The sequence below is a fragment of the Maridesulfovibrio sp. genome (assembly GCF_963676065.1).
In the GTDB taxonomy this organism is placed as follows: Bacteria; Desulfobacterota; Desulfovibrionia; order Desulfovibrionales; family Desulfovibrionaceae; genus Maridesulfovibrio.
This window is the reverse complement of sequence record NZ_OY780933.1, coordinates 3,005,424-3,028,316: the sequence shown is the minus strand read 5'-3', so window position 1 is coordinate 3,028,316 and position 22,893 is coordinate 3,005,424. Positions and strand designations below refer to the sequence as shown.

Sequence of the window (22,893 nt, the reverse complement as noted above, 5' to 3'; positions counted from 1 at the left end):
ATTGTGTTTGAGGTCATGTAACAAAATTTGGTATCTCGTTTTATGAGGCAATACAAGGGCTGAGAAGGATTTCACAAACTAATTTTTCATTTGTTTCAAGGTGATAAATTTTGACCTTTAACTCTAATTGGTATAGTTGAAGCGCCATGGCTAATCCAAAAGGAATCCCCGGGCCACTCAGGAAGTGGCAGGAACACGGCAAAGGGCGCGCTGGCGAAGTAGACCAGTGTGTTATTGATGCCATGCATCCTGCGGATGCTGCTGACCATATTGAAGAACTCGGTCTGGAAGAACAGGTCAAGTTCATCAAGCAATTACCCATCCGTGATGCTGCTGATTCCATTGCGGAAATGGAAGAAAACGATCAACGGGAACTCATTGAACGACTGAATGTCGGCATGGCCGCCCGTATCCTCGAGATAATGTCCCCTGATGATGCCACGGACATTCTTGAGGGGCTGGATAATGATTCACAGGAAACTCTTTTACGCCAGATCAAAGCGGAAGACAGGGAGGAAATCTCTACACTTTTGACCTTTGATCCTGATACCGCCGGTGGTGTTATGACTACCGAGGTTGCTATTGTCCGCGACAACATGACCGTGGATCAGGCCATTGCGGAAATCCGTAAGGAAGTGGAAGATAAGAGTATTCCTTATTATGCCTATGTAGTAGGGCGCCGCAATCAATTGACCGGCGTTGTCTCCATGCGCGACCTGCTTATTGCCCGTCCCGGTAAAATGCTCACAGAACTAACCCACAACCAGCACCTGATCTCTGTGACCTATAATGTGGACAAGGAAGAAGTTGCCAGACTCATAGCGCACTATAATTTCCTAGCAATGCCGGTAACCGATTTTGATCACAGGTTCATCGGAGTTGTCACTGTTGATGATGTCATTGACATTATTAATGAAGAAGCCAGTGAAGATATGCAGTCAATGGTTGGTGCGGGTACTGACGAAACCGTTGATTCCCCATGGAAATATTCGGTAAAAAAACGTTTGCCATGGCTGGTCATAAATGTGCTCAACTCCGCTGTATCCGCATGGGTTGTTCATCTTTTTGAAGATAATATTACCCGGATGGCCATATTGGCAGTACTTATGCCCATTGTTGCCAACCAGGCCGGAAATACGGGACAGCAGGCCCTCGCGGTTATGATCCGCCAATTTGCTACTGAAAAATTTGACCGTAAAAAATCATGGGAAGCGGTTCTGCGTGAATTAAAAATAGGCCTTGCTAACGGTATTTGTGTTTCGTTTTTAGTGCTGGGCGCGGTATTTATGATAACCAGTAATTATACATTGGCCATGGTCATGTCCGGGGCGCTGTTTATTGATATGGTACTCGGGGCAGTGGTCGGCGGAGCTATCCCTATCCTGTTGAAAGAATTCGGCCGGGACCCGGCACAGGCATCCTCTATTTTTCTTACTACCATAACGGATAGTTTTGGTTTTCTTTCCCTGCTCGGACTTGCCGGAATCTTCCTTCTCTAATATTTCGTTTCGTACAAATAAACATTCTGCCCATCTGAATCTTCTCGGACTTAGATGGGCTTTTTGATAATGCCAATCAATAGGATTACGATTTTTTTCTATTGTATGCAGGCTTTGGAAAAGGTACTTTCAAAACGCTACAACTCTGTAAGCAGCTTTTTGATTTAAATACTGCATCTCATTTATTACCCACTACATCAGATCTCTACGAGGTTAAACATGAAAAGAGTCAGAAAACTGATCAAACATATTATATCAAGGGTAAACGTAAACCTCCTCCCCATGGGGCTGGATGTTGAGCAGGCCTTGAACAGTACGCTTCTAGGCAATAAAATGGCTACAGATTATGCGTATTATGCACTTTCAATTGACCATCCGATTTATTTCAGGTTTAGAGAAAGCAATCTCGGTGGATCATATTTTTTAGGCAAATGTGATGTCGACCGTTCAATTATTATCAGAAGTGATATTCGTGGTGATGAACTTAAGGCGGCCGGAACTGAGGTAACATTCGGAAAAGTTACAACTGAGCTTTACCGTGATGAGATTATTCAGGTTGTGAACAGCTTCCTTTATAAAACTCTGGTTCATAATCATTCTCGCAATCCTGAAAGTCCGGAACTTTTCCGTATTCAAAATACTGTTTCCATGCATTACGCGAATATCCACGGAACAACCCTCGAAGGTGCCTACCTTGGAGCATTTGCAACCGCGGACCTTTCAGTAATGCACAATTGTATTGTCGGCGATTACAGCTACATACAGGCTGGAGACCTTTCCAAAATCTGTATCGATTCCGGACGCATCTGGATTAAAGTCGAGAATAAATATGAATTCGATTACCGTTACCCACAGGCTATCCTTGAAAAATATATTTCATGGGATCAGGAGGGAGAACTCACCGGATTGTTTGCTGATTTTCTCAAAGGACGCAGAAGTGATTTCCTGCCTGTTTACGATTCTCTGGCGGAAACTTTTCCGGTCTGGGTTCCTGATAATGCCTTCGTGAGCCGTTATGCTGTTATCAAGGGTGATTGCGTGATCGGAGAGAACTGCCTTGTAGCCCAACGGGCCTATATCGAGAACTCAGAACTCGGCAAGGGATCCAATGCACAGGAAAACAGTTTTATTGTTGATTCCCGTTTCGCGGGATTCGTTGTTGTTGCGCACGGCGGTAAGCTCGTCTTTTCCAATATTGGAGAAAAGGTATTTATCGGCTTCAACTCATTTCTGCACGGAACAGAAGAAAATCAGGTTAATGTCGGTTCAGGTTCTATTGTTATGCCGCACACAATCATCCACGCTTCCGAGCCGATTGATATACCGGAAAAAACAATTGTCTGGGGATACATCACCAAGCAAAGCGATCTGATAAATCAATCCATGTCACTTGCAGACTTTTCCAAAGAAAAAGATTTTAATATCGGCAGAATGAGTTTCAGCGGAGATGCAGCCGCATTCATACGCGATTTTCAAAACCGTGTTGAACATATTCTGGTGGACAATGGCGCCCGCTATGACGGTAAACAGGAAAGAAGGGGACATGCCCAAAAGACACAGTACGTTTCTTACAACCTGTTCCAGCCTTATCTGGGCGGAGACAAGCAAGGTATGTTTCCGACTATCGTGGTCGATGACAGCTAAAAATAATGATCAAAACAAAGAAAGGCCCGCCGTCAGAAATGACAGCGGGCCTTTTTTATTATCGGCTAATTTCGAACTAAACGAGCTGAGCCATGAGGGTCTCTTTGATTTCGTCGATGGTGCCTTCACCATTGAGTTCGATGTATTTGAAGCCAGCTTTAGGAGCCAGATCTTTGTAGAAGTATGCAGCTGCAACAGTACCGGTCTTGTCATCATAGTAGATGTCGTGACGTTTGTTGATTGCATCTTCGTCCTGGTCATCTGCGCGTTCGGTAAGAGCACCGCCACATACGCGACATTTGTCTCCGTCGGGCTTAATAGCGTCGATGAATTTGTTGTTGGGGTGGTTAGGATCGTTTTCGCAGAGGCGACGGCCCATGATCCGGTTTTTAGCAACTTCGCGGGGCAGCAGGATTTCGATAACGAAGTCGAGCTTTACGCCGTCTTTTTCAAGAGCTTCCCAAAGCTTTTCAGCCTGAACGATAGAACGGGGGAAGCCGTCGAGCAGCCAGCCGTTTTCATCAGAAGACTGGAGAACGTCGAGAACCATGGGAATTGTGATATCATCAGGAACGAGTTCACCTTTATCGATGTACTCTTTAGCTTTCATGCCGAGTTCAGTACCGCCACCGATGTGTTTACGGAAAATTGCGCCGGATTCAATATGATCGAGATCGTATTTTTTCTTAGCGAGAGCGCCCTGAGTTCCTTTACCACTACCGTTGGGTCCAAAAATAAGAATATTCATCTGTGTCCTCCTAAAGAATTAGTAACAAATTTCACAAAGTTCTAAACTTTGCTGTCGTCGCTGTCAATGCCCTAATTAACTTTGAATAAGAGCTCTTTTTTACTGATTTTAACAACCTTATTTCCGGGAAATTGGAAGGTTGCGCCGTAATTACGGGCGCAAAAGCCATTATCAAGCTTAACTACAGACTCGAAAAGAGCATGTCCCGGACCAAGGTTATCTAAAATTTTCTTATAAATACGGAATCTTAAAGCTGAATGACATTTGTCCAAAATAGAACAAGACAGTCTAAGAGCACCATTCTCGTCAACTTGCGCCATTTTCAGAATTTCAGCAGTCTGCTCAGCCCAATAATCTTCATCAAGTTCGGCCTGATATTTTAGTCTCAGCAGTCCCGTATCCAGATTTGAATTCTCTTCGCGAAGCAGGGGCATAACACGATTGCGGATTCGATTACGGGTATAGTCATCGCATAAGTTGCTTTCATCCTCCCGCCATGAACAGCCGATGGACTTTAAAAAAACTTCCAGTTCATCTTTTGTAGTAGAGAGCAGGGGGCGTAAAAGTTTACGCTTGGGATCAAATGCATCCATCCCAGCCAGAGCGGGCCAGCCGGTACCCCGAATCAATCGCATAAGTATATCTTCTGAAAGATCTCCGATATGATGCGCCAGCAATAAAAAATCAGCTTCGAATTTCTTCATGCAGCGCTTGAAGAAATCATAACGCATGATTCTTCCGGCTTCTTCAAGTCCTATGGAATTATTAGAGGCATACCCGGAGACATCGGCTTGAAAAGACTCGACAGGAATATTTAAGCGCGCGCAAAGATCTTCAACAAAACCGCGATCATCGGCAGAATTATCCCGCAAACCGTGATCCACATGGGCGCAAAAAACCCTGCCACCGGATTTCCGGGCGAGCAGGGTTGCGATGATTAATAAAGCTGTGGAATCAATGCCGCCGGACACCCCGACAATCATTGTGGAAGATGCAAATTTTTTTCCGCACTTCAAATTTCCGAATTTTTCAATACCTAAACACAGCCGAGCCATTTTCGGGTTAAGCTCTTGTATTGATTCAGGAAGTAGTCCCATATAGGTTCAGCGGAAAGCCCTGTTAAAAGTTATCGGGATTCTCAGCCCCTATCATCAGGGCAGGGTTGAAGCAAAGGAGCCTTCTTTTTAAAGATGCACACCTAAATCCATAATGAATTTATCAATATAATCAAGCATATGATTGCGCTGTTCCGGGGTAGCGTAGGCCACGCATTCGCAGCGGATTTTACTTTGCGCCCGAACCAGAAGTTCGATTTTCATACTATTTTCCATGACTTCAAGTGCCATGAAGTAAGGGCCGCATTCGTCCATATGCTCCTTCTGAACATCCTGAAGCAGTTCGTCGGGAATGGGAAGGTAGAAAATATCGTCGATGGGTCCGGAAAATCCGACGTCTTTAAGCGCATCAACAATTTTAGCCACATCATCTTCATAAATATCTTCAAGAAGGTAGTTTCGCATCAGTAAAATCCTTTAACTTTCAGAATTCCGGTTCTTTTTCCTGGAGCAATGAGCGTCAGCAGGAATAGTTTCATTATCAAGATTGAACATGCGCCGGGCAAGATCAACAAATTCATCAGCCTTACCTTCTTCCTCGGTTCGACGTTTGAGGAAGGATACCGGCTCGTGAAGAAGTTTTTTCCCTATGGACATGGCCATGGTCTCTAAGGCCTTGTGAGTTTTGGCATCCACGTCGCCAAGACGTTTGAGCGTCTTGGCCAACTCTTGCTGGGCCACATTTTCACTGCGGGTGAAAAGGTCCACTATGGTCGGCTGCAAATCAAGAGAATTAATCCAGTTGCCAAACGAAAGGGTCTCGAATTCAACTATGGAAGCCGCTTTAACGGCTTCGTCTTCACGCTGGGATTTATTTTCTTCAACTACATCTTTAAGATCGTCAATGTCATAAAGATACACGTTGTCCAGCCCGTTTACATCTGGATCAATATCGCGTGGAACCGCAATATCGATAAAAAACATGGGCCGATATTTACGCTTCTTGATGACCTTCTTCATCTCCTTGGCACTGATAACCGCGTGAGGAGCTCCGGTAGAGCTGATGATAATATCAGTATCTATCAGCTGGTCATAAAGATTTTCAAAAGGCACGGCGCTTCCGCCCATACATTCAGCCAGTTCTTCGGCGCGGGCATAAGTACGGTTTGCGATGGAGATTTTGGTTACACCGCTGTTCAGCAGGTGGGTTGCGGCAAGTTCCGCCATCTCTCCGGCTCCGATGAGCATAGCCCGCTGACCTTCCAGTTCACCGAAAATCTTTTTGGCAAGCTCAACCGCCGCATAACTGATGGAAACAGCACTGGAAGCTATGGAAGTCTCGGTGCGGACTCTTTTGGCGACAAAGAAAGCCTTGTGCAGCATACGGTTGATGATAACCCGCGCGGCACCGGCATCCACTGCTTTACGGTAAGAATCCTTGAGCTGCCCGAGAATCTGCGGTTCACCTACAATCATGGAATCAAGGCTGCAAGCGACCCTGAAAAGGTGTTTCACCGACCCCAATCCCTCATGACAGTAGGTATTCGGTTCCAGTTCACTTACAGATCCGCAACACCTTTTTGCCCAGTACTCCAGTATATTTAACCGGGTAATCTCGGAAGAGCAGACAACCAGAATTTCCACCCTGTTACAGGTAGATAAGGCCATTACCTCACGCACTCCCATTTCAAGCAGTCCTTCTTCAAACTGCTCTACATTGGTCAGGGCATAGCGTTCACGCACATTCACCCCGGCGGAGCGGTGGTTAAGGCCGATTAGATAAATATTATGGTCCATATCAGACTTTAAAGCTATGGTGAGTGGGGACAAAAAAATTGATGCCCCACAGGGATATCATGGTGATAACAAAAACAATAATCACCAGAATTGCCGGTTTCCTGCCTCTCCAACCCATCATGATGCGCTGGTGAAAGACGAATGCGAAAAGAAACCAGACCACTAAAGTAACAATTTCTTTCGGATCCCATGAAAACATCTTGGTAAAAGCACTCCGCGCCCAAAGGAATCCCGCGGCAAGCCCCAAAGTGTAAAGGGGAAATCCGATACTAATCGCCCAATGGTTCACATTGTCGAAAGTATTCAGAGAGGGCATCTCCTTACCCATTCCGGTAAGGTTAGCCTTGGTTTTAATTTTATTGTTCAGGTATAAAAACGCGACACCGGCTCCGGCTGCCATTGCCATAAGGGCGATGCTTACAAAAATAGTCGCGATATGAAGCCCGATAAAAAGACCGGCTAAATGCGCGGGTATGGCCACCTTGAGACTCTGGGAGGCAAGGGAAATAATGAAAAGCAGCAGGGCGAAGGGGGAGGCGGTGAGCGCAAAAAAAGTGCTGCGCAGCTTCCACCAAAGACCGAAATAGACGAGGATAAAACTCCAGCCAAGCAGGCTGAAATAAAAATATCCGCCGTTTAAAACAGTTCCCCTGTAGAGGGTGACGGCAAGGAGCAAGTCAAGGGTATGCATGGCAAATCCACCGATAGCGGAAAGATTTCCAAGTTTTCCCAAAAACTTGTCGTTTTTAAGGCTTCCGATGAAAAAAAAGGTCGTCCCGGCAAGATAGAGAACGATAATAACATACTGAAATAACTCAAATAAGTTCATCAATTAACTCCGGTATACGGGGAACAAGTTCTTGAGGTAGGGTTTCAGTCAGAATTTCCTTTACCCTAGCCATGTTTCCAGCCTCAAGTTCATCTAAAATAGGAGAGGCGACAAGTAACCTGAACAAAGCGGTGTTGTGGCTTGTTTCCTTGCCAAGGTCAAGGACCAACGGTCTTATTCTTCCCATTAAAGTGATAAAATCAGCATAGTGCTGTCCGAAAATATCCTGCAGATCACGGCGTATTTTCTTGGTTAGTGCTGGTGTGCACCCCCCTGAAGATACGGCCAGAGTAAGATCTCCCTGTCGAATTACCGAGGGCACAATAAAGTTGCTTCCTTCAGGAAAGTCGGCAATATTACAGAGAATATTTTTTTCCGCACAGAGGTCGGCTATGTGCCGGTTGAGTTCTGTGTTGCTGGTGCAGGCAAAGGTGATGAAGACATCATTCATATCTTCTGCCCTGAAATGCCGCTGCTCGAAGGATACGCGCTGATCCCGGCTTATTTCAAGCATTTCCGGCCCCGGATCAGCGGTATCGAGTACAGTGACATGATCGGGATCACATTCAAGAATAGACTTGAGTTTGCGAACACCGACAGCCCCGGCACCAACCAGCAGACATTTGCGGTTTTTCACTTTTAAAAAAATAGGGTAGTAAGTCATAGAAGTCTTCCATAACAAAAGTGTATGCGCATTGTAAAATGACAAAGTGCTGAAAAAAAGATATAATTCAAAAAATCAAACCCTTGCAAGGATATGTATATTTAATGAAACGGGCTCTGGTTATACAACTTACAAGATTCGGCGATCTGGTACAGACCAAACGCCTTGTGCTTACCCTCCAGCGGCGAGGTTTTTCGGTTCATCTCTGCATTGACAGATCTCTGGAGGGGCTGGCCCGTATTTTATATCCCGATTGTGAATTACACCCGCTTATTGCCCACGGCAGCGGAATTGAAGGGCAGGGGACAGATACAGTACTTCCGGTTAATTTCAAAATCTTCAGACAATTGGCTGAGATAAATTTCAGCGAAATTTACAATCTTAATTTTTCCACTATGAACTATGCCCTTTCCGCCATGTTCGACTCGAAAAAGGTTAAAGGACACAAGCTGATCAACGGCCAGCCGCTTAAAGATCCGTGGTTTGAGCTGGCGTTCAGGCTGGCGGCAGAACGACGTAACAACATAAACCTTGTCGACTATTGGGCGGCGCTAAGCCCGGACATGATTCCGGCAGCGGACGTTAATCCCGCGGCAGAACCCGGCGGCAAGGGAATCGGTATCGTGCTCGCAGGGCGGGAGAGCCGAAGATCTCTACCGTACGAAGTACTCGCGCCTCTGGTTATGTCCGCACGATCCACCAATAAGAACAAAAATCTATTTTTACTCGGCAGCCCTGCGGAACGCGAAGCAGGCAGAAAGCTATTATCCGTACTCCCGTCACAGGTAGCAAAATCAACAGTCAACCTTGCCGGTAAAACAGATTGGGCAGGGCTCGCAGACGCTGTCACAGGACTTGATTTACTCATTACTCCGGATACCGGAACAATGCATCTTGCCGCTCATCTGGGCGTACCTGTTCTTGGACTCTTCCTTTCCTCGGCATGGTGTACCGAGACCGGTCCTTACGGAGCAGGGCACACTATACTACAGGCTAATACTGACTGTTCCCCGTGCATGGAGGCGGCTCCATGCTATAACGCCCTGAAATGCCTTCTACCATTTAAAGAGCCCTCGGCTTCGCGCTATGTAGCAACCCGTAACCCTGAACACCTGCCTGATAAAATTGCTGTATTCGAATCGAACTGCGATTTTCTGGGAACACAATATATTCTCAAAGCCGGAACAGATCCGACAGGCGAACGCAGGCAGAGATTGCGAAAATTCATAGGTTGCCATCTGGGGCTGCTTGATATTGGAGAATATGGTCCTTTTCCCGATCTGGCAGAAAAATTTTACAAAGATAATGACTGGATAACTCCCTAAACGAGTATGGATATGAATATAAATAAAATGCTGCGAATTCTGGTGGTTCTTCCTCTATACGGGGGATCGCTACCTGTGGGACGTTTTTGTGTTTCAGCCCTTGAAAAAATGGGGCATCATGTTGAAGTATTTGAAGCTCCAGATTTCTACAGCGCATACACCGCCATTGACGATCTCAAAGTCACATCAGACCGTCATCAATACTTGCGAAATAGCTACTTGAATATGCTTTCACAGGCAGTGCTCGCAAAAGTGGAAACATTTGAGCCTGATATGGTATTGGCAATGGCTCAAGCACCGCTCACCCATCAGGCTCTAAAGAGATTACGCAAGGACAATGTAAAAACCGCCATGTGGTTTGTGGAGGATTTCAGGCTCTTTACCTATTGGCAATCTTTTGCGCCTTTTTACGATGTGTTCGCAGTTATCCAGAAAGAACCTTTTTTCAATGAATTGAATCAGATCGGAGTAGAAAACATACTTTATCTGCCTCTAGCTGCTGATCCTGATTTCCATAAAAAACAGAATCTTAACTCTGTAGACAACCGTAAATATGGTGGAGATGTTTCCTTTATGGGAGCAGGGTATCCCAACAGACGGCTGGCATTTCGCAAACTAATTCATCACGGGTTAAAAATCTGGGGCAATGAGTGGGACGGGGACCATGTGCTTGAACCTTATCTCCAGCTTGGCGGACGCCGGGTTTCTTCTGAAGAATGTGTGAAGATTTTCAACGGTACCAAAATCAATCTGAATCTGCATTCTTCAATCAGCGCCGATAAGCTCGTAAGTAAAGGTGATTTTATCAATCCACGCACTTTTGAACTGGCAGCCTGCGGTGCTTTTCAGCTTGTAGACAATCGATCGCTCATGTCTGAAGCCTTCGCAGAGGGAGAACTTGCCCATTTTGAAGATCTCGAAGATCTGGACCGTAAAATAAAATATTTTCTCGCACATCCTGAAGAACGCGCAGCATTTGCCGAAAAGGCCCGGGCCAGAGTACTTAAGGAACACACTTATGAAGTAAGAATGAAAAGCCTGATAGACTTTACAGCTGAAAGGTTCACCGACTGGCCGCTGGAACGAAAGACCGGAACTCTTTTTAATAATAACTTTCCAGAAGAATTAAAAAATGATATAGTTAATCTAATTGAAAAGTTAGGATTACCAGCAAACGTAGGATTTGATGATCTGGTAACTGCAGTCAGAGCACAGCAAGGAAAGTTGAACCCTCTGGACACAGCTGTTCTTTTTCTTGATGAATGGAGAAAGACATACAACAGATAAATACTTTATATTTACAATTTCAATTTTTTGCCTTCACGGTTTAATTACATGACAAATTTATTTCCTGGAAAAGGGTTCAGCAATCGTATCAAGATCACCCAGAATGAATTTATGCAGCTCAGAGATATTATATATGAGCTGTCAGGTATATATTTACAAGATAACAGAAAATTTTTGATTGAAAATAGATTTGCGCCACGTATTTCTGAATTGGAACTGAATAGTTATACTGAGTATATAGACTATTTGCGCAATCACATTAAAGGAAAGACCGAAGAGCTTAATATGCTCACGGAATTAATCACTACTAATGAGACCAGCTTTTTCAGAGATAATCCGCAGCTGAAAGTTTTCAGGAATTTTACGCTGAAAAATTTTATCGATGCCGGCAACAAATCCGGCAGACGTGAGATTAAAATATGGTCCGCCGGATGTTCTTCCGGTGAGGAACCATATACCCTTGCCATTATTTTGCATGAAATGTTGAAAAAGGAAATCAGTAAATGGCGTATTAGAATTACAGCCAATGATATTTCCGATAATGTTTTAAAAATGGCGCAAAAAGGGATCTACACAAAATATTCTTTGCGGACCACACCGGAAAATATTATTTCCAAATATTTCACAGACAAGGGAAACGATGTTTTTCAAATAAATCCTGATGTCAAACGACTGGTCAGCTTTGGAAAGATAAATCTTAATTTAGACCGCGATCTTAAACGAATCCCGAAATCCCACATTATTTTCTGCCGAAATGTGATTATTTATTTCGATAAAAAAATGAAAAAAAAAGTATTAGAAGGATTTTGTAATAATTTACTTGATGTTGGGCACTTATATGTGGGACATTCTGAAGCACTACATACAGTAACGGACAAATTTAAACCTAAGCAGCACACTGGAACTATTACTTATCATAAAATTTGATCCTGCCATTCAACAAGTGAGAGGTTAGATATGCCTACAGTGAATATTGAAGAAGTCCAGCCGGGTATGGTGTTAGCCGCAGACCTGATGCAGGGACAACGTATGCTTCTGCCTAAAGGGTCTGTCTTGACCAACAAAAATATTTCTATTTTCAAAAATCAGAACATCGAATCTGTTGATATTGTTCCTGAAGAATCCGAAGAACCTGATGAGCAGAACATTGATGCAGCTTTCATATACGCCCGTGATTACTTCATGTTTGTCAATCATAACGATCCGGTTATCATGCAGATGTTTGACATTGCGGTATATAAAACCGCAGTCAGGCTGAAGGAAGGGTGGAGATTACCTACAAAACAGGAACAGCAGGTTACAGCTCTAGATGATATGCGTGACATGTTCTTTCGTGCTGAAGGCACATTTGAAGATATAGTTGATGCAGAATTAAAAGTTGCATCGTTTCCTGATATTTTTTTCAAAGTAAAAGAAGCCGTTGACGATTCTAGCAGTTCAGCTGGACATATTGCCGAAGTTGTGGGGCTTGATGTCGGCCTATCCACACAACTGTTGAAACTGGTCAACAGTCCGCTTTACGGATTTCCTTCCAAAATTGATAATCTGGTCCGCGCCGTGGCTTTAATCGGCGGTCAGGAGCTTTGCACACTAGCTCTTGGTCTTTCGACCATTGGTTATTTTAAAGACATTCCCCCGGAACTGATTGATATGCGGACTTTCTGGATGCATTCATTAACCTGCGGGGTGTTTGCCAAGGTTCTCGCCGAAAAGGTTGATGGAGTGAACCCGGAAATGATGTTTACCGCCGGACTGCTGCATGACGTAGGCCGCTTAATCATGTTCAAGAAAATGCCCTACAGCGCAGTACAGGTAATGCTTTTTGCACGGGAAAATTTTCTACCTCTTGTGGAAGCTGAAGAAGTTATCCTGGATTTCAATCATACTCAGGTTACCCGCTGCATGCTCGAAAAATGGAATTTCCCACCTGACCTGACAGAAATAATCAGCTCCCACCATGCTCCGGAAAAGAGCGAGATGTACAAAGCTGCCGGAATTCTTCAAGCGGCGGACAATCTTGCTCTTGCAGTAGGAATAGCGGAGGGCGGCATGTACGTGCTTCCCGGTGTGGATGATGAAGTATGGGAAAAACTGGCAATCGATGTTGAAAGCCTGAAAACTATCGTTGACGCCTACGATTTCCAGATAAAAGAATTATTCGATAATTTTTTCAGTTAAGTTTTTTCCCTTTTGAGCAACACTCAACATCGGGACAGGGGAGTTCAATTGTTACAGTAGTTCCTTTTTCCGGTCCGGGACTTTTTATATACAGCTTGCCCTGATGCTCGAAAACAATCTTGTTCACGCGTGGCAACCCCATCCCCACCCCTTTGGCTTTGGTGGAAAAAAATGGATCCAGAACATGATTGATCATTTGGGGCTCAATTCCCAACCCATGATCAATGATTCTAATCTGGATCGTATGTTTTACCTTTTCAACCTCAATATGAACCAAGGTAACTTTTTCCGGGGTAAAATTGCTGGCATTGAGCAGCAGTTCCACTATCGCCGTTTTAAATAACTCTTTGCCCACATTTATTTTTTCCACGGAGCATTTTAGCTTCATTTCTATGCTTTCGCCAATGCGTTCAAGAATTAAATTGGCATTATCCAAGGCTTCCTTAAAAAAATCTGAAACATCAACTGCGGAAATGTCAGGTTTAGGCATGTTGGAATATGTCTTGACCGCAGCGACCAGTCCCTCCAGCTTCATTGCTTCTTCAGAAATAATTTTTAATTCACGCTGTAAAGGATCTTCCGGCTGAAGTTTACGCGAAACAAGATTGGCCATTCCACCTATAATTGTAGTGGGGTTCAGAACCTGATGCGCCACAGCCTGTGAAAGAGAATCCAAGCCTTCAATCCTATCCCTCTGCAGCTCGGCGATACGGGAAATAATCTTCTTTTCACGCCGTTCGGCATTAAAAATGTCAGTTATATCATCGAAGAGAAAGACGAGTCCCAGAACTTTATCATTTTCGGTAAGAAAAGAAGAGGTAATAGATAGTTTTTTCGGACATTTCATCCCCTTAACTGTATATGGGACAATATGCTTAAGACCAGCTTTGCGTTCGTTTATTACATCAAGAATAACCTGATTGAATTCAGTATTGAAAACTTCGTCGGTAATAAAAAGCTCGCCCCAACCGAAGCCGAGGCTTTTCTCACGGTTCAGATTAAGAATTTCGCAGGCAGCAGAATTAAGGAATTTAATCTTCCCTTCATGAGAAATAACCATTAACCCTACGTCAATGCTCTCAATAATGTTTTCAACAATAATGGAATTAAAGGAAGGCATAGAAGTATCCTTATGGCTGTTTTAGTAAAATTATACACGTCCATAAAAATACAGGCAACAGAATAGAAAGCAAAAACCTTTACTTACCCCATTTTTTGGGAGCAGGCCTCTTTCGAGGCGGTCTATTTCTGCGCTGGCCTTTCAGCCAAGCGTTTAAACGGGGTTCTTCCCCCTGATCTTTTGGATCATAAAACATACGGTCAGCGATTTCCGGTGGTAGATAATCCTGTTCAACATATGAATGTGGATAAGAATGAGGATACAGATAGTTACGTCCATAGCCCCATTCTTTCTGTAAATTTGTAGTAGCATTGCGCAAATGCAGGGGAACCGGAAGCATGCCGTTCTGACGAATCTCTTGCTTCACAGTATGATATGCAGCATAAGTGCTATTACTCTTAGGGGCTAGCGCCAGATAAACAACAGCTTCGGAGAGCGGGATAAAACCTTCAGGCATGCCGATAAACTCGACGGCCTGCTGGCATGAAACAGCCATAGTCATAGCGTAAGGATCGGCCAGTCCGATATCTTCACCGGCGGATATGATCAACCTGCGGGTGATGAATTTTGGGTCTTCGCCGCTCTCGATCAAGCATCCCAGATAATAAAGTGCCGCGTCCGGATCGCTGCCGCGGATTGACTTGATCAGTGCAGAAGCCAGCTCATAATGTGAATCTCCATCCCTGTCACCGCGAACGACTGTTTCTGGAAGAATTTTACGCAGATTTTCAGCTTCGCGTTTCTCTTCAGGCAATTGTGAGGTGTATTCCAGTAAATTCAGTAAAGCACGCCCATCTCCGCCAGCCATTGAGGTAATGAGGCTAAGACTTTCCGCACTTAATTCAATTTGAAGCTCCTCACAGGCCCGTTTGCAGATCGCCAGCAGGTCCACCTTACTTAAAGGCCGCAATCTCAGCACATGCAGTCTGGAAAGAAGCTGTCTGGTTATGCTGAAGGACGGATTTTCAGTGGTGGTCGCCAGCAGGGTGATTTCACCGGATTCCAGAATGGGCAGAAAGAAATCCTGCTGCGCTTTGGAAAATCTATGCAATTCATCCAGAATAAGAATATCCATGCCCGCCAGCTTTTTACGCAAAGCGGAAATCCCGGATTCAGGCGCACTGACGCGCATAAAATGGCGGCCCGTTGATTTAGCCAAGAGCATGGCCAGAGTTGATTTTCCACAGCCGGGAGGACCGAAAAGGAGCAGACTGGGAAGTCTTTTAGATCTTTCAAAGGCTTCAATTCTTTCACGAACGTGATTCTGACCGAAAAAATCGTCTATATTTCTGGGGCGGATCCGGTCAGCCAGCGGCTGGTTATCTGTGAGTTCTAATTTCATTTTATAAGCCTCCGGCGGCTGGTCAAGGCAGTATATTAATCGTTCTTTTGCCTTTCAAGATATGCGGTTCCCATGCAGAGCAGGGCGGCAGTCTCCCAGCGTAAAATTGAATTACCCAGACTGCACGGGGTGAATCCATTTTCAATCAATAATTCGGCTTCACGCGGGCTGAATCCACCTTCCGGGCCGATGACTGCCAATGTGGATTCTGCCGCAAAGACAGAATTACCCGGAACCGTATCTTTATCCGCTTTTTCCCACAAGAACAGTTTATTATCATAGGACGCGGCGACCTCAATCAATTTTTCAATTGATCCCGGCAGAGTCTGAAGCTCAGGCAGCCATGCGTTTCCACACTGCTTAGCAGCGGCGACCAGCTTTTCATTCCAGCTCTCTTTTACTTCGGCAGGAACTTTCCCCTGACTGAATTCACTCTGAAAAAAGAGTAGTCCGCGAGTTTGTAATTCAGCTGATTTTTCAAGAATCCAATTGCGTCTGCTTGATTTGTTCCAGCCTATGGCGAGGGTTATATTGCGCGGATCTGGAATGTGTTTTTCTTCGACCGCATCAAACTGAACTTTGGACTTGGTAATTGCGGTCACCGTAAAAAGACCTTCACGACCGCAACCGTCAAACAGCCTCACAGTATCGCCCACACGGGTCCGCAGGACTTTTCCCAGATGCTTGGCTTCACCACCCTCAAGAACAAAGGGCGTTTTCCAGTTTTCCGTAGGTAAATAAAAAGAATTCAGTCTAGCCATAGCGTTATGATTACATACTCACAAAAATAAAAATCCCCTATTCGGTAATGTAAAGGGGCTTAATTCGGTCTGCTGCCGACAGTGAATCAAAAGAGCACAAAAGCTCAAGATATCAAAAGCAGGCCTTCGGCTGAATAACCGAAGGCCTGCTTTATATTAAGATTCGAGTTTGATCAGGTCTTCGTAACTTTCTCTTCTGCGGGCGACGATAACGTCATCACCGTCGACGATGATCTCTGCCGCACGCAAGCGTGAGTTATAGTTGGAAGACATGGTAAAACCATATGCACCGGCGGAGTATACCGCAATGAGTTCACCCTGCTTCATTTCAGGCAGCATACGATCCTTGGCAAGGAAATCGCCGGATTCGCAGATAGGCCCTACAACGTCATAATCAATTTCAGGACGATTGTTCTGGGTAACTTCGGAAATACGGTGATAAGACTGATACAATGAAGGGCGTACCAAGTCGTTCATTGCAGCATCTACAATCAGAAAATCCTTGGTCGGGGTTTTCTTGGTGTAGATAACTTCACCAACTAAAATACCTGAGTTACCGGCGATTACACGGCCGGGTTCAAGTACTACTTTAAGTCCTTTGCCGGAAAGAGCCTTACTGAGAGCTTCGCCGAATTCTTTAGGATGGGGCGGTTCTTCTTCGTCGTAGGTGATGCCGAGTCCGCCACCGAGGTCAAGATGTTCAATTTCGATACCCATTGCGTTCAATTCGTCCCGGAAAGCAAGAAGTTTATCGAGAGCCTCGAGAAAAGGCTCGATAGTAGTAAGCTGGGAACCGATATGGCAATCCATGCCGATGGGAGAAACGTTAGAAAGTTCTTTAGCAGTCTTATAGGCTTCCTTGGCGGTTACCATATCCAGACCGAACTTATTCTTTTTCATCCCGGTAGAAATGTAAGGATGTGTCTTGGGATCGACATCAGGATTGATGCGGAAGCTGATGCGAGCCACTTTATTCATGGATTCGGCCACTTCGTTGATGCGATGCATTTCACCGACAGATTCAACGTTGAACATGAGAATATCGGCTTTGAGCGCTTCGGCTATTTCGTAAGCTTTTTTACCTACGCCGGAAAATACGATTTTACCGGCCGGTACTCCAGCTTTGAGTGCACGGTAAAGTTCACCGCCGGAAACAATATCCATCCCGGCGCCCATCTCTGCCAGCAGCTTGAGTACGCTGAGGTTGGAGTTGGCTTTTACGGAATAGCAGGTCATATGTTCAAGTCCGGTGAAGGCTGAATCAAAAGCTTCAAAATGTCTGCGCAGGGTTGCTGCAGAATAAATGTAGAGCGGGGTGCCGTATTCTTTGGCCAGTTCATTAATGCTGATATTTTCAGCATGCAGTTCATTGTTCTTGATTTCAAAATAATTCATTGTGGAAGGACTCCATTAAAAGATTAGGGTGCAGCTGTGTATACGTCGGAAATTACTACTCCGAGTGTGTCGTAAACATTGCGTCCTACGACTCTCCAACGATAGCTCTTAGCGGGATCAAGTCCACATTCGCTGAATACGAAAGTGGAGCCGTCAGATTGAATACCTTCGGAACCGGGGATGAATTCTTTTCTTATAGCGGGAAAGAAGGGGCATGTCGGGCAACCTTCTCCCGGGCCGGAACCGTCAGCTTGAAATTGAAGACTTAAATTGTCCACATTTTTATAAGCCCCGTCAACCTTTACTACGACTTTGAGACATTCGCCCACTCGGCGGCCTTCAACAGAGGCAAAGCTGAAAAAATCTTCACTTTTCGTCGGGGCAGGCCACATCTTAACACCGCATCCGGCAGTTGCCAGAAGCATTACTGCCAGAACGGACAGCAAAATATGTTTTTTAACATTATGAAATTTCATTATTTTTCTCCCAGTGTTTTTTTCCACTGATTCAGAAGGGTAAGGGCTTCTATGGGTGAAAGTCCGTTCACATCAAGATTGCGTAGCTCTTTAATAAGTGCGTGATCCTCGGGCGGAGCTTCATTTTTATTTCCGGCGGAACACATACCGGGCAGAATAGATTGTACGGACGGAGCCTGACGGGCGGGCTGACCATCCACATCCTGCGATTTTTCTTCGAGATTCGCAAGAATTTCCCTTGCTCTCACTACTACAGGCTTGGGTACCCCGGCAAGCTTGGCAACCTCGATACCGTAACTTTTATCCGCAGGTCCCGGAACCAACCTGCGCAGAAAAAGAATATCTCCCTTCCATTCACGAACAGCTATGTTGAAATTCCGCAGTCCGTCTATCACTCCTTCAAGAGCGGTTAGTTCGTGGTAATGGGTAGCAAAAAGGGTACGGATTCCGCCCCGGGCGCGTTTGGAAAGCTCTTCCACAACAGCCCACGCCAGCGCAAGACCGTCAAAAGTTGAAGTTCCGCGTCCTATCTCATCGAGAATGACCAGACTGCGTTTGGAAGCCTGCCGTAGAATTCGGGCAGTTTCCATCATTTCAACCATAAAAGTAGACTGCCCCTGCGCAAGATTATCCGATGCACCAACTCGGGAAAATACGCGATCCATAAGGCCGATCCGTCCACTTGAGGCCGGGATGTACGAACCGATTTGAGCCATTATGCCCATAAGCGCAACTTGGCGGAGAACGGTTGATTTACCGGCCATATTCGGCCCGGTAATGAGCAGGATGCGTCTTTTTTCGTCTATGGTGAGATTGTTGGGGATGTAATTTGCAGCCCCCTGAACCGCCTCGACCACGGGGTGACGGCCTTCGTCAATAACCACTTCCATACCGGAATGAATTTCAGGGCAGGCCCAGCGATTGGACCGGGCCGCTTCTGCAAGTCCCTGCCAGAAATCCACAGCGGCGATGGCATCAGCCATGAACATGAAACGGCTTCTGTTTCCGGCCACATTCTCACGTATCTTCTGGAAAAGATTATATTCCAGCGTCTTACGCTTTTCGGAAGCGGAAATGAGTTTTTCCTCAAGCTCTTTAAGCTTCGGAGTTATGTAACGTTCGCTGTTTACAAGGGTCTGGCGCCTTTCAAAATAATCGGGCACCTGTCCTTTAAAGGCTTTGGAAATTTCAAAATAATAGCCGAAAACCTTATTGAATCCGATCTTGAGTTTAGGCAGATCATTGGATTTTTTTTCAGTCTCAAGCAGGTCGGCAAGAGTTGATTCCCCATGCTCGGTAAGCTCGATGAGTTCATCAAGTTCAGGATCATAACCGGTCTTGAATAAGCCGCCCTCAGTTATTACCGGGGGAGGGGTATCCGTCAGGGCCTGTTCAAGAAGGTCCGCCACATCAGCCATTGAATCCCATTTTTTTACAATGGTCTGCAAGGCCGGAGTCACCGGGGTATCTTCATCCGCACCGGTTACTGCATCGTGCAAAAGATGGTGAACCGGAGGCAGGGTTTTCAGGCTTTCACGCAGACTGATAAAGTCTTTGGGAGTCGCCCGCCCAAGCACAACCCGAGTGGAGAGCCGTTCAAGGTCGTATACGGTATCAAGCAATTCCCTGATTCTGGTCCGCAGGGAATCATCTTCATAAAAAAAAGTTACCGCACGCTGATTGTGCTCAATGGGCGAGATTTCCCGCCACGGCCTCTTAAGTCGCTCGGCAAGCAACCTTCCGCCCATAGGAGTAATGGTTTTATCCAGTACGTTGAGCAGGGTACCTTTACCCTTTTTGCCGTCCAGCCTTTTGAAAAGCTCAAGGTTGCGTTCTGTGACTTCGTCCAGAATCATGAACTTGGTCAGATTCAGCGGCTTAAATTCACCGAGATGATCAAAATCCTGCATCTGAGTCTGACGCAGATAAGAAATCAGTGCTCCGCAGGCCTGTGTAAGCTGGACTTTATCCTCGAGATCAAGTGAACCGAGATCTGAAACATTCTGGGCATTGAGGACGTTTTCTTTTGCAGATTTGTAATTGAAATAGCCCGCAGAAAAAGCAGGGGCTATTCTGGCATCAATTTCACCGTATTGGCCCGGAACACTCTTTCCCTGCGGGAGAATCAGCTCACAGGGGTTGACCTTAAGCGTCCACTGCCAAAGATCATTTTCATTTTTGCTTTGAATTCCGCTCCACTGGCCGGTAGAAAAGTCCATCCAGGCAAGACCACCGGCTGACTTTGATTCATCCCAGAGCAAGGCGGCAAGATAGTTACTGGTTTTGGCCGAAAGAGTATCGTCCTCGACCACGGTTCCGGGCGTGAAAACCCTTGTTACCGCGCGTTTTACAAGTCCTTTAGCGTGCTTGGGATCTTCGACCTGATCACAGAGCGTAACGGTGTAACCCTTTTCAAGAAGCTGAGAAAGGTAAGCGCGTGAGGCATGATGAGGTACGCCGCACATGGGGATTTTATCTTCTGAATTAGGGTTGCGGCAGGTTAAAGCTATCTGCAATTCCCGCGCAGCTACTTCAGCATCCTCAAAGAAAAGTTCATAGAAGTCTCCCATACGGTAAAACAGCAGAGAATCAGGGTGCTCGGCCTTGATCTGCATGTACTGCTCGAACATGGGAGTGAGTTTTGGTTTGCTCACAATAAATATATAGGGCTTACTGGTTCAGTTCTTTACGGAACGAAATTGAATGCCAACTGCGACACCGTGGGCAATTAAAAAATATTCTATCACGCTTAAGACCGCAACTGGAACAGGTGAATCTCTGCACTTTTCGCGCAACATTTACAAAAAAATCCAGCTGGTTTTTAAAAGACGAGGTAAGAGTCTGCTGATCCTGAGCTAGATTAAAAAGCTCAAGTCGTGCCAGCCAGAAATTCTGGTTAAGCATTAATGTTTTTTCAAGCCAGACCTCGGCTTCTTCCTGTTTGCCACAGAGCTGCAAAAGCCTTGCCCCGTAATAATGCATGACTACGTCCGGGTCGGACTGGGAAATTTCTTCAACCATAACTTCATAAAAAGGGTAGTTACGGTCATTACCCTGATTCTGGTTCCTGATCGGAGTGTCACCGAAGATGAGAGATTCCGCCAGAACTCCTTCAACAAGTAAAAATGTAAGGTGTTTGGGAACCTGCGCAAGAGCGGATTTGAATTTCTTTCGAAATTTATCCAGTGAATCTTCCTGCTTTAACCTGGTTAAAACCAAAAGCCATGATTCTACTGAACTTGAGGAAATTTTTAGGGCCTTTTTAAGGGTACGCTGCGCTGCTGCATCTTCACCTTCCGAGGTGTAATCCTCTGCCAGACGGGCAAGATAGTGGGCTTCCTGTACCGGTTGATTCAGTTTGGAATAAAATTCAGCCGCCTTGTCAAATTCCCGGCTGCCTGCAGCCTGTTCAGCCAGTTCAGTCATAATCTCAGGGGAATCACCTACAATTTCTCTAGCTTTTTCAAAGGCATTAACGGCGCGGTCCAAGAAACCGCCACGGCTGAAATCGCGTCCCAGCTCATAGAGGGCGCGGGCCTTGATCGCCGGGTCCAATCCGGGCCGGACAATCAGGCTGTTCCTGATCTGAGCGGCACGTTCAATTTCACCCTGAGAACGGTACAGGTTGCCAAGAGCAAGGTAGATTTCTACAGCTTCAGGAGTATCTTTTACAACCTTGCTGAGTTCATCAATGGCTGCGCGGGTATCCGCAAGACCGGATCGGCCTTTTCCGGCCCCGGACGAATAAGACGGCGCCCGATTTTCGGACGCCGTCACTTTCTTCTTCTTAAATACGCTTAATAAGGACACTTATACTCCTTGAATATGCGCTGATTTATTCGGAAGCTGTCTCTTCGCTTTTTTCTGCGGAGGGATAGTTCCCCTCATCGAGGGGCAGGTTACGCAGAGAATTAACTTCCTGCTCAAGATTGGCCATTCTGGTACGGCAGTTACGGAGCTGACCGGAAAGACGGACTTTGTCACCCATGAAATAAAGAAGACACAGGAGAGAACCTGCGGCAAACGCAATCAGGATCAACAGGTAGTACGGAAGAGGCTGGCTCATGAACTTATAACTGAAAAGTTCGATGGACAGAGTTACTTCCTTGGAAAGTTCAGGGGTATTCTGAATAAAGAATACCATGGAAAGAAAAAAGAGAACTACCAGAGCCAAAACCTTCAAGTAACGCATGAAACCCTCCTTAGTGTTACTTAGCGACAGCAGCTGTCAAATAACGGCTTGAGCCTTTTGTAAGTTGAAGACAAATGATCGGGAATAACGTTGGTTTCTCCGAACACTGCCATAAACGATGCATCCCCGTTCCAACGGGGCACTAACTGAAAGTGGAGATGGGCGGCGATCCCAGCTCCGGCTGCTTCCCCTATATTCAGACCGACATTAATCCCCTGAGGATTGCATGCCTTTTCCAGAATATCGCAGCTAATGGTTATATATTTCATGATCTCTGAAGCTTCATCCTCTTCGAGATCAGTGAGTTTATTGATATGACGGTACGGTGTAACCATCAAATGACAGTTATTGTATGGAAATTTGTTCATTATCACAAAGCAGTGCTTAGCTCTGTGAAGAATCAATCTTTCTTCATCTTCCTCAGTACTTTCCGGAATGCAAAAAACACATTCGTCCGGTTTAGGACCAAGAATATAATCCATCCGCCATGGTGCCCATAATACGTCCATCTGTACAACAACCTTTACAATACCTTTACAAAGCAGTTCAGATATTGCCCGATTGTCCTGCTAAAATCTAAC

At 45.5% G+C, this 22,893-nt stretch carries 21 protein-coding genes; 6 read left to right on the top strand and 15 right to left on the bottom strand.

Annotated elements, in window-relative coordinates; translation table 11 throughout:
• The first annotated feature begins 146 nt into the window (after nt 1–146).
• Together mgtE and ACKU35_RS13610 are read left to right on the top strand one after the other, a co-directional pair.
• On the top strand, nt 147–1,499 hold the full coding sequence (gene mgtE, locus ACKU35_RS13615; protein WP_319759887.1) for a magnesium transporter: 1,353 nt from the start codon (nt 147–149) through the stop codon (nt 1,497–1,499).
• Between the two features lie 219 nt (nt 1,500–1,718).
• Nucleotides 1,719–3,143, top strand: a complete 1,425-nt coding sequence (locus ACKU35_RS13610) for a transferase (protein WP_319759885.1) — start codon at nt 1,719–1,721, stop codon at nt 3,141–3,143.
• A gap of 76 nt (nt 3,144–3,219) precedes the next feature.
• On the opposite strand, the gene ACKU35_RS13605 is transcribed toward ACKU35_RS13610, so the two are convergent.
• The 6 genes from ACKU35_RS13605 to ACKU35_RS13580 all read right to left on the bottom strand — a co-directional run bounded on the left by ACKU35_RS13605 (nt 3,220) and on the right by ACKU35_RS13580 (nt 8,236).
• The gene (locus ACKU35_RS13605) at nt 3,220–3,891 is read right to left on the bottom strand and encodes an adenylate kinase (protein WP_319759883.1); all 672 of its coding nucleotides are present in this window, start codon (nt 3,889–3,891) and stop codon (nt 3,220–3,222) included.
• 71 nt (nt 3,892–3,962) lie between these two features.
• Complete coding sequence (gene tilS / locus ACKU35_RS13600) at nt 3,963–4,988, bottom strand: tRNA lysidine(34) synthetase TilS (RefSeq protein WP_319759881.1); 1,026 nt, start codon at nt 4,986–4,988, stop codon at nt 3,963–3,965.
• Nucleotides 4,989–5,075: 87 nt separating this feature from the next.
• Nucleotides 5,076–5,411, bottom strand: a complete 336-nt coding sequence (locus ACKU35_RS13595) for a hypothetical protein (RefSeq protein WP_319759879.1) — start codon at nt 5,409–5,411, stop codon at nt 5,076–5,078.
• Between the two features lie 12 nt (nt 5,412–5,423).
• On the bottom strand, nt 5,424–6,743 hold the full coding sequence (gene hemA, locus ACKU35_RS13590; protein ID WP_319759877.1) for a glutamyl-tRNA reductase: 1,320 nt from the start codon (nt 6,741–6,743) through the stop codon (nt 5,424–5,426).
• 1 nt (nt 6,744) lies between these two features.
• Nucleotides 6,745–7,572, bottom strand: a complete 828-nt coding sequence (locus ACKU35_RS13585) for a cytochrome c biogenesis protein CcsA (protein WP_319759875.1) — start codon at nt 7,570–7,572, stop codon at nt 6,745–6,747.
• Nucleotides 7,559–8,236 carry a bifunctional precorrin-2 dehydrogenase/sirohydrochlorin ferrochelatase gene (locus ACKU35_RS13580; protein ID WP_319759873.1) on the bottom strand — a complete coding sequence of 226 codons (678 nt, stop codon included), beginning with the start codon at nt 8,234–8,236 and terminating at the stop codon, nt 7,559–7,561. Before ACKU35_RS13580 ends, ACKU35_RS13585 begins: the two co-directional genes overlap by 14 nt.
• A gap of 104 nt (nt 8,237–8,340) precedes the next feature.
• On the opposite strand from ACKU35_RS13580, the gene ACKU35_RS13575 reads away from it, so the two are divergent.
• Genes ACKU35_RS13575 through ACKU35_RS13560 form a run of 4 tightly spaced genes read left to right on the top strand, consistent with a single transcriptional unit; the run spans nt 8,341 to nt 13,026 of the window.
• The gene (locus ACKU35_RS13575; RefSeq protein WP_319759871.1) at nt 8,341–9,561 is read left to right on the top strand and encodes a glycosyltransferase family 9 protein; all 1,221 of its coding nucleotides are present in this window, start codon (nt 8,341–8,343) and stop codon (nt 9,559–9,561) included.
• Between the two features lie 12 nt (nt 9,562–9,573).
• Complete coding sequence (locus ACKU35_RS13570; RefSeq protein WP_319759870.1) at nt 9,574–10,848, top strand: glycosyltransferase; 1,275 nt, start codon at nt 9,574–9,576, stop codon at nt 10,846–10,848.
• A 48-nt stretch (nt 10,849–10,896) separates the two neighbouring features.
• A complete protein-coding gene (locus tag ACKU35_RS13565) occupies nt 10,897–11,775 on the top strand; it encodes a protein-glutamate O-methyltransferase CheR (protein WP_319759868.1) in 879 nt (292 codons plus the stop codon).
• A gap of 30 nt (nt 11,776–11,805) precedes the next feature.
• The gene (locus ACKU35_RS13560; protein WP_319759866.1) at nt 11,806–13,026 is read left to right on the top strand and encodes an HDOD domain-containing protein; all 1,221 of its coding nucleotides are present in this window, start codon (nt 11,806–11,808) and stop codon (nt 13,024–13,026) included.
• On the opposite strand, the gene ACKU35_RS13555 is transcribed toward ACKU35_RS13560, so the two are convergent.
• The 9 genes from ACKU35_RS13555 to ACKU35_RS13515 all read right to left on the bottom strand — a co-directional run bounded on the left by ACKU35_RS13555 (nt 13,019) and on the right by ACKU35_RS13515 (nt 22,821).
• Nucleotides 13,019–14,146 (bottom strand): ATP-binding protein, encoded by a 1,128-nt coding sequence (locus ACKU35_RS13555; protein ID WP_319759864.1) that lies wholly within the window; start codon nt 14,144–14,146, stop codon nt 13,019–13,021. The two genes, ACKU35_RS13560 and ACKU35_RS13555, sit on opposite strands and share 8 nt — an antisense overlap.
• Before the next feature lie 79 nt (nt 14,147–14,225).
• Nucleotides 14,226–15,488: a replication-associated recombination protein A gene (locus tag ACKU35_RS13550; protein ID WP_319759862.1), complete on the bottom strand. Its 1,263-nt coding sequence runs from the start codon at nt 15,486–15,488 to the stop codon at nt 14,226–14,228.
• 35 nt (nt 15,489–15,523) lie between these two features.
• Nucleotides 15,524–16,249 (bottom strand): 16S rRNA (uracil(1498)-N(3))-methyltransferase, encoded by a 726-nt coding sequence (locus tag ACKU35_RS13545; protein ID WP_319759860.1) that lies wholly within the window; start codon nt 16,247–16,249, stop codon nt 15,524–15,526.
• Between the two features lie 156 nt (nt 16,250–16,405).
• The gene (gene lysA / locus ACKU35_RS13540) at nt 16,406–17,644 is read right to left on the bottom strand and encodes a diaminopimelate decarboxylase (protein ID WP_319759858.1); all 1,239 of its coding nucleotides are present in this window, start codon (nt 17,642–17,644) and stop codon (nt 16,406–16,408) included.
• A 23-nt stretch (nt 17,645–17,667) separates the two neighbouring features.
• A complete protein-coding gene (locus tag ACKU35_RS13535; RefSeq protein WP_319759856.1) occupies nt 17,668–18,120 on the bottom strand; it encodes a hypothetical protein in 453 nt (150 codons plus the stop codon).
• On the bottom strand, nt 18,120–20,750 hold the full coding sequence (gene mutS, locus ACKU35_RS13530) for a DNA mismatch repair protein MutS (protein ID WP_319765407.1): 2,631 nt from the start codon (nt 20,748–20,750) through the stop codon (nt 18,120–18,122). The genes ACKU35_RS13535 and mutS overlap by 1 nt, the downstream gene beginning before the upstream one ends.
• Before the next feature lie 40 nt (nt 20,751–20,790).
• A complete protein-coding gene (locus ACKU35_RS13525) occupies nt 20,791–21,930 on the bottom strand; it encodes a tetratricopeptide repeat protein (RefSeq protein ID WP_319759854.1) in 1,140 nt (379 codons plus the stop codon).
• Between the two features lie 25 nt (nt 21,931–21,955).
• Nucleotides 21,956–22,312 carry a LapA family protein gene (locus tag ACKU35_RS13520; protein WP_319759852.1) on the bottom strand — a complete coding sequence of 119 codons (357 nt, stop codon included), beginning with the start codon at nt 22,310–22,312 and terminating at the stop codon, nt 21,956–21,958.
• A 20-nt stretch (nt 22,313–22,332) separates the two neighbouring features.
• On the bottom strand, nt 22,333–22,821 hold the full coding sequence (locus ACKU35_RS13515) for an HIT domain-containing protein (protein ID WP_319759850.1): 489 nt from the start codon (nt 22,819–22,821) through the stop codon (nt 22,333–22,335).
• Between the last annotated feature and the right edge of the window lie 72 nt (nt 22,822–22,893).

Coding starts and splice junctions, on each gene's coding strand:
- ACKU35_RS13535 (WP_319759856.1), bottom strand. CDS start 18,120: ATGAAATTTCATAATGTTAAAAAACATATTTTGCTGTCCGTTCTGGCA.
- ACKU35_RS13545 (WP_319759860.1), bottom strand. CDS start 16,249: ATGGCTAGACTGAATTCTTTTTATTTACCTACGGAAAACTGGAAAACG.
- hemA (WP_319759877.1), bottom strand. CDS start 6,743: ATGGACCATAATATTTATCTAATCGGCCTTAACCACCGCTCCGCCGGG.
- ACKU35_RS13515 (WP_319759850.1), bottom strand. CDS start 22,821: ATGGACGTATTATGGGCACCATGGCGGATGGATTATATTCTTGGTCCT.
- ACKU35_RS13610 (WP_319759885.1), top strand. CDS start 1,719: ATGAAAAGAGTCAGAAAACTGATCAAACATATTATATCAAGGGTAAAC.
- lysA (WP_319759858.1), bottom strand. CDS start 17,644: ATGAATTATTTTGAAATCAAGAACAATGAACTGCATGCTGAAAATATC.
- ACKU35_RS13605 (WP_319759883.1), bottom strand. CDS start 3,891: ATGAATATTCTTATTTTTGGACCCAACGGTAGTGGTAAAGGAACTCAG.
- ACKU35_RS13595 (WP_319759879.1), bottom strand. CDS start 5,411: ATGCGAAACTACCTTCTTGAAGATATTTATGAAGATGATGTGGCTAAA.
- ACKU35_RS13560 (WP_319759866.1), top strand. CDS start 11,806: ATGCCTACAGTGAATATTGAAGAAGTCCAGCCGGGTATGGTGTTAGCC.
- ACKU35_RS13555 (WP_319759864.1), bottom strand. CDS start 14,146: ATGCCTTCCTTTAATTCCATTATTGTTGAAAACATTATTGAGAGCATT.
- mutS (WP_319765407.1), bottom strand. CDS start 20,750: ATGTTCGAGCAGTACATGCAGATCAAGGCCGAGCACCCTGATTCTCTG.
- tilS (WP_319759881.1), bottom strand. CDS start 4,988: ATGGGACTACTTCCTGAATCAATACAAGAGCTTAACCCGAAAATGGCT.
- ACKU35_RS13580 (WP_319759873.1), bottom strand. CDS start 8,236: ATGACTTACTACCCTATTTTTTTAAAAGTGAAAAACCGCAAATGTCTG.
- ACKU35_RS13570 (WP_319759870.1), top strand. CDS start 9,574: ATGAATATAAATAAAATGCTGCGAATTCTGGTGGTTCTTCCTCTATAC.
- mgtE (WP_319759887.1), top strand. CDS start 147: ATGGCTAATCCAAAAGGAATCCCCGGGCCACTCAGGAAGTGGCAGGAA.
- ACKU35_RS13575 (WP_319759871.1), top strand. CDS start 8,341: ATGAAACGGGCTCTGGTTATACAACTTACAAGATTCGGCGATCTGGTA.
- ACKU35_RS13565 (WP_319759868.1), top strand. CDS start 10,897: ATGACAAATTTATTTCCTGGAAAAGGGTTCAGCAATCGTATCAAGATC.
- ACKU35_RS13550 (WP_319759862.1), bottom strand. CDS start 15,488: ATGAAATTAGAACTCACAGATAACCAGCCGCTGGCTGACCGGATCCGC.
- ACKU35_RS13585 (WP_319759875.1), bottom strand. CDS start 7,572: ATGAACTTATTTGAGTTATTTCAGTATGTTATTATCGTTCTCTATCTT.
- ACKU35_RS13520 (WP_319759852.1), bottom strand. CDS start 22,312: ATGCGTTACTTGAAGGTTTTGGCTCTGGTAGTTCTCTTTTTTCTTTCC.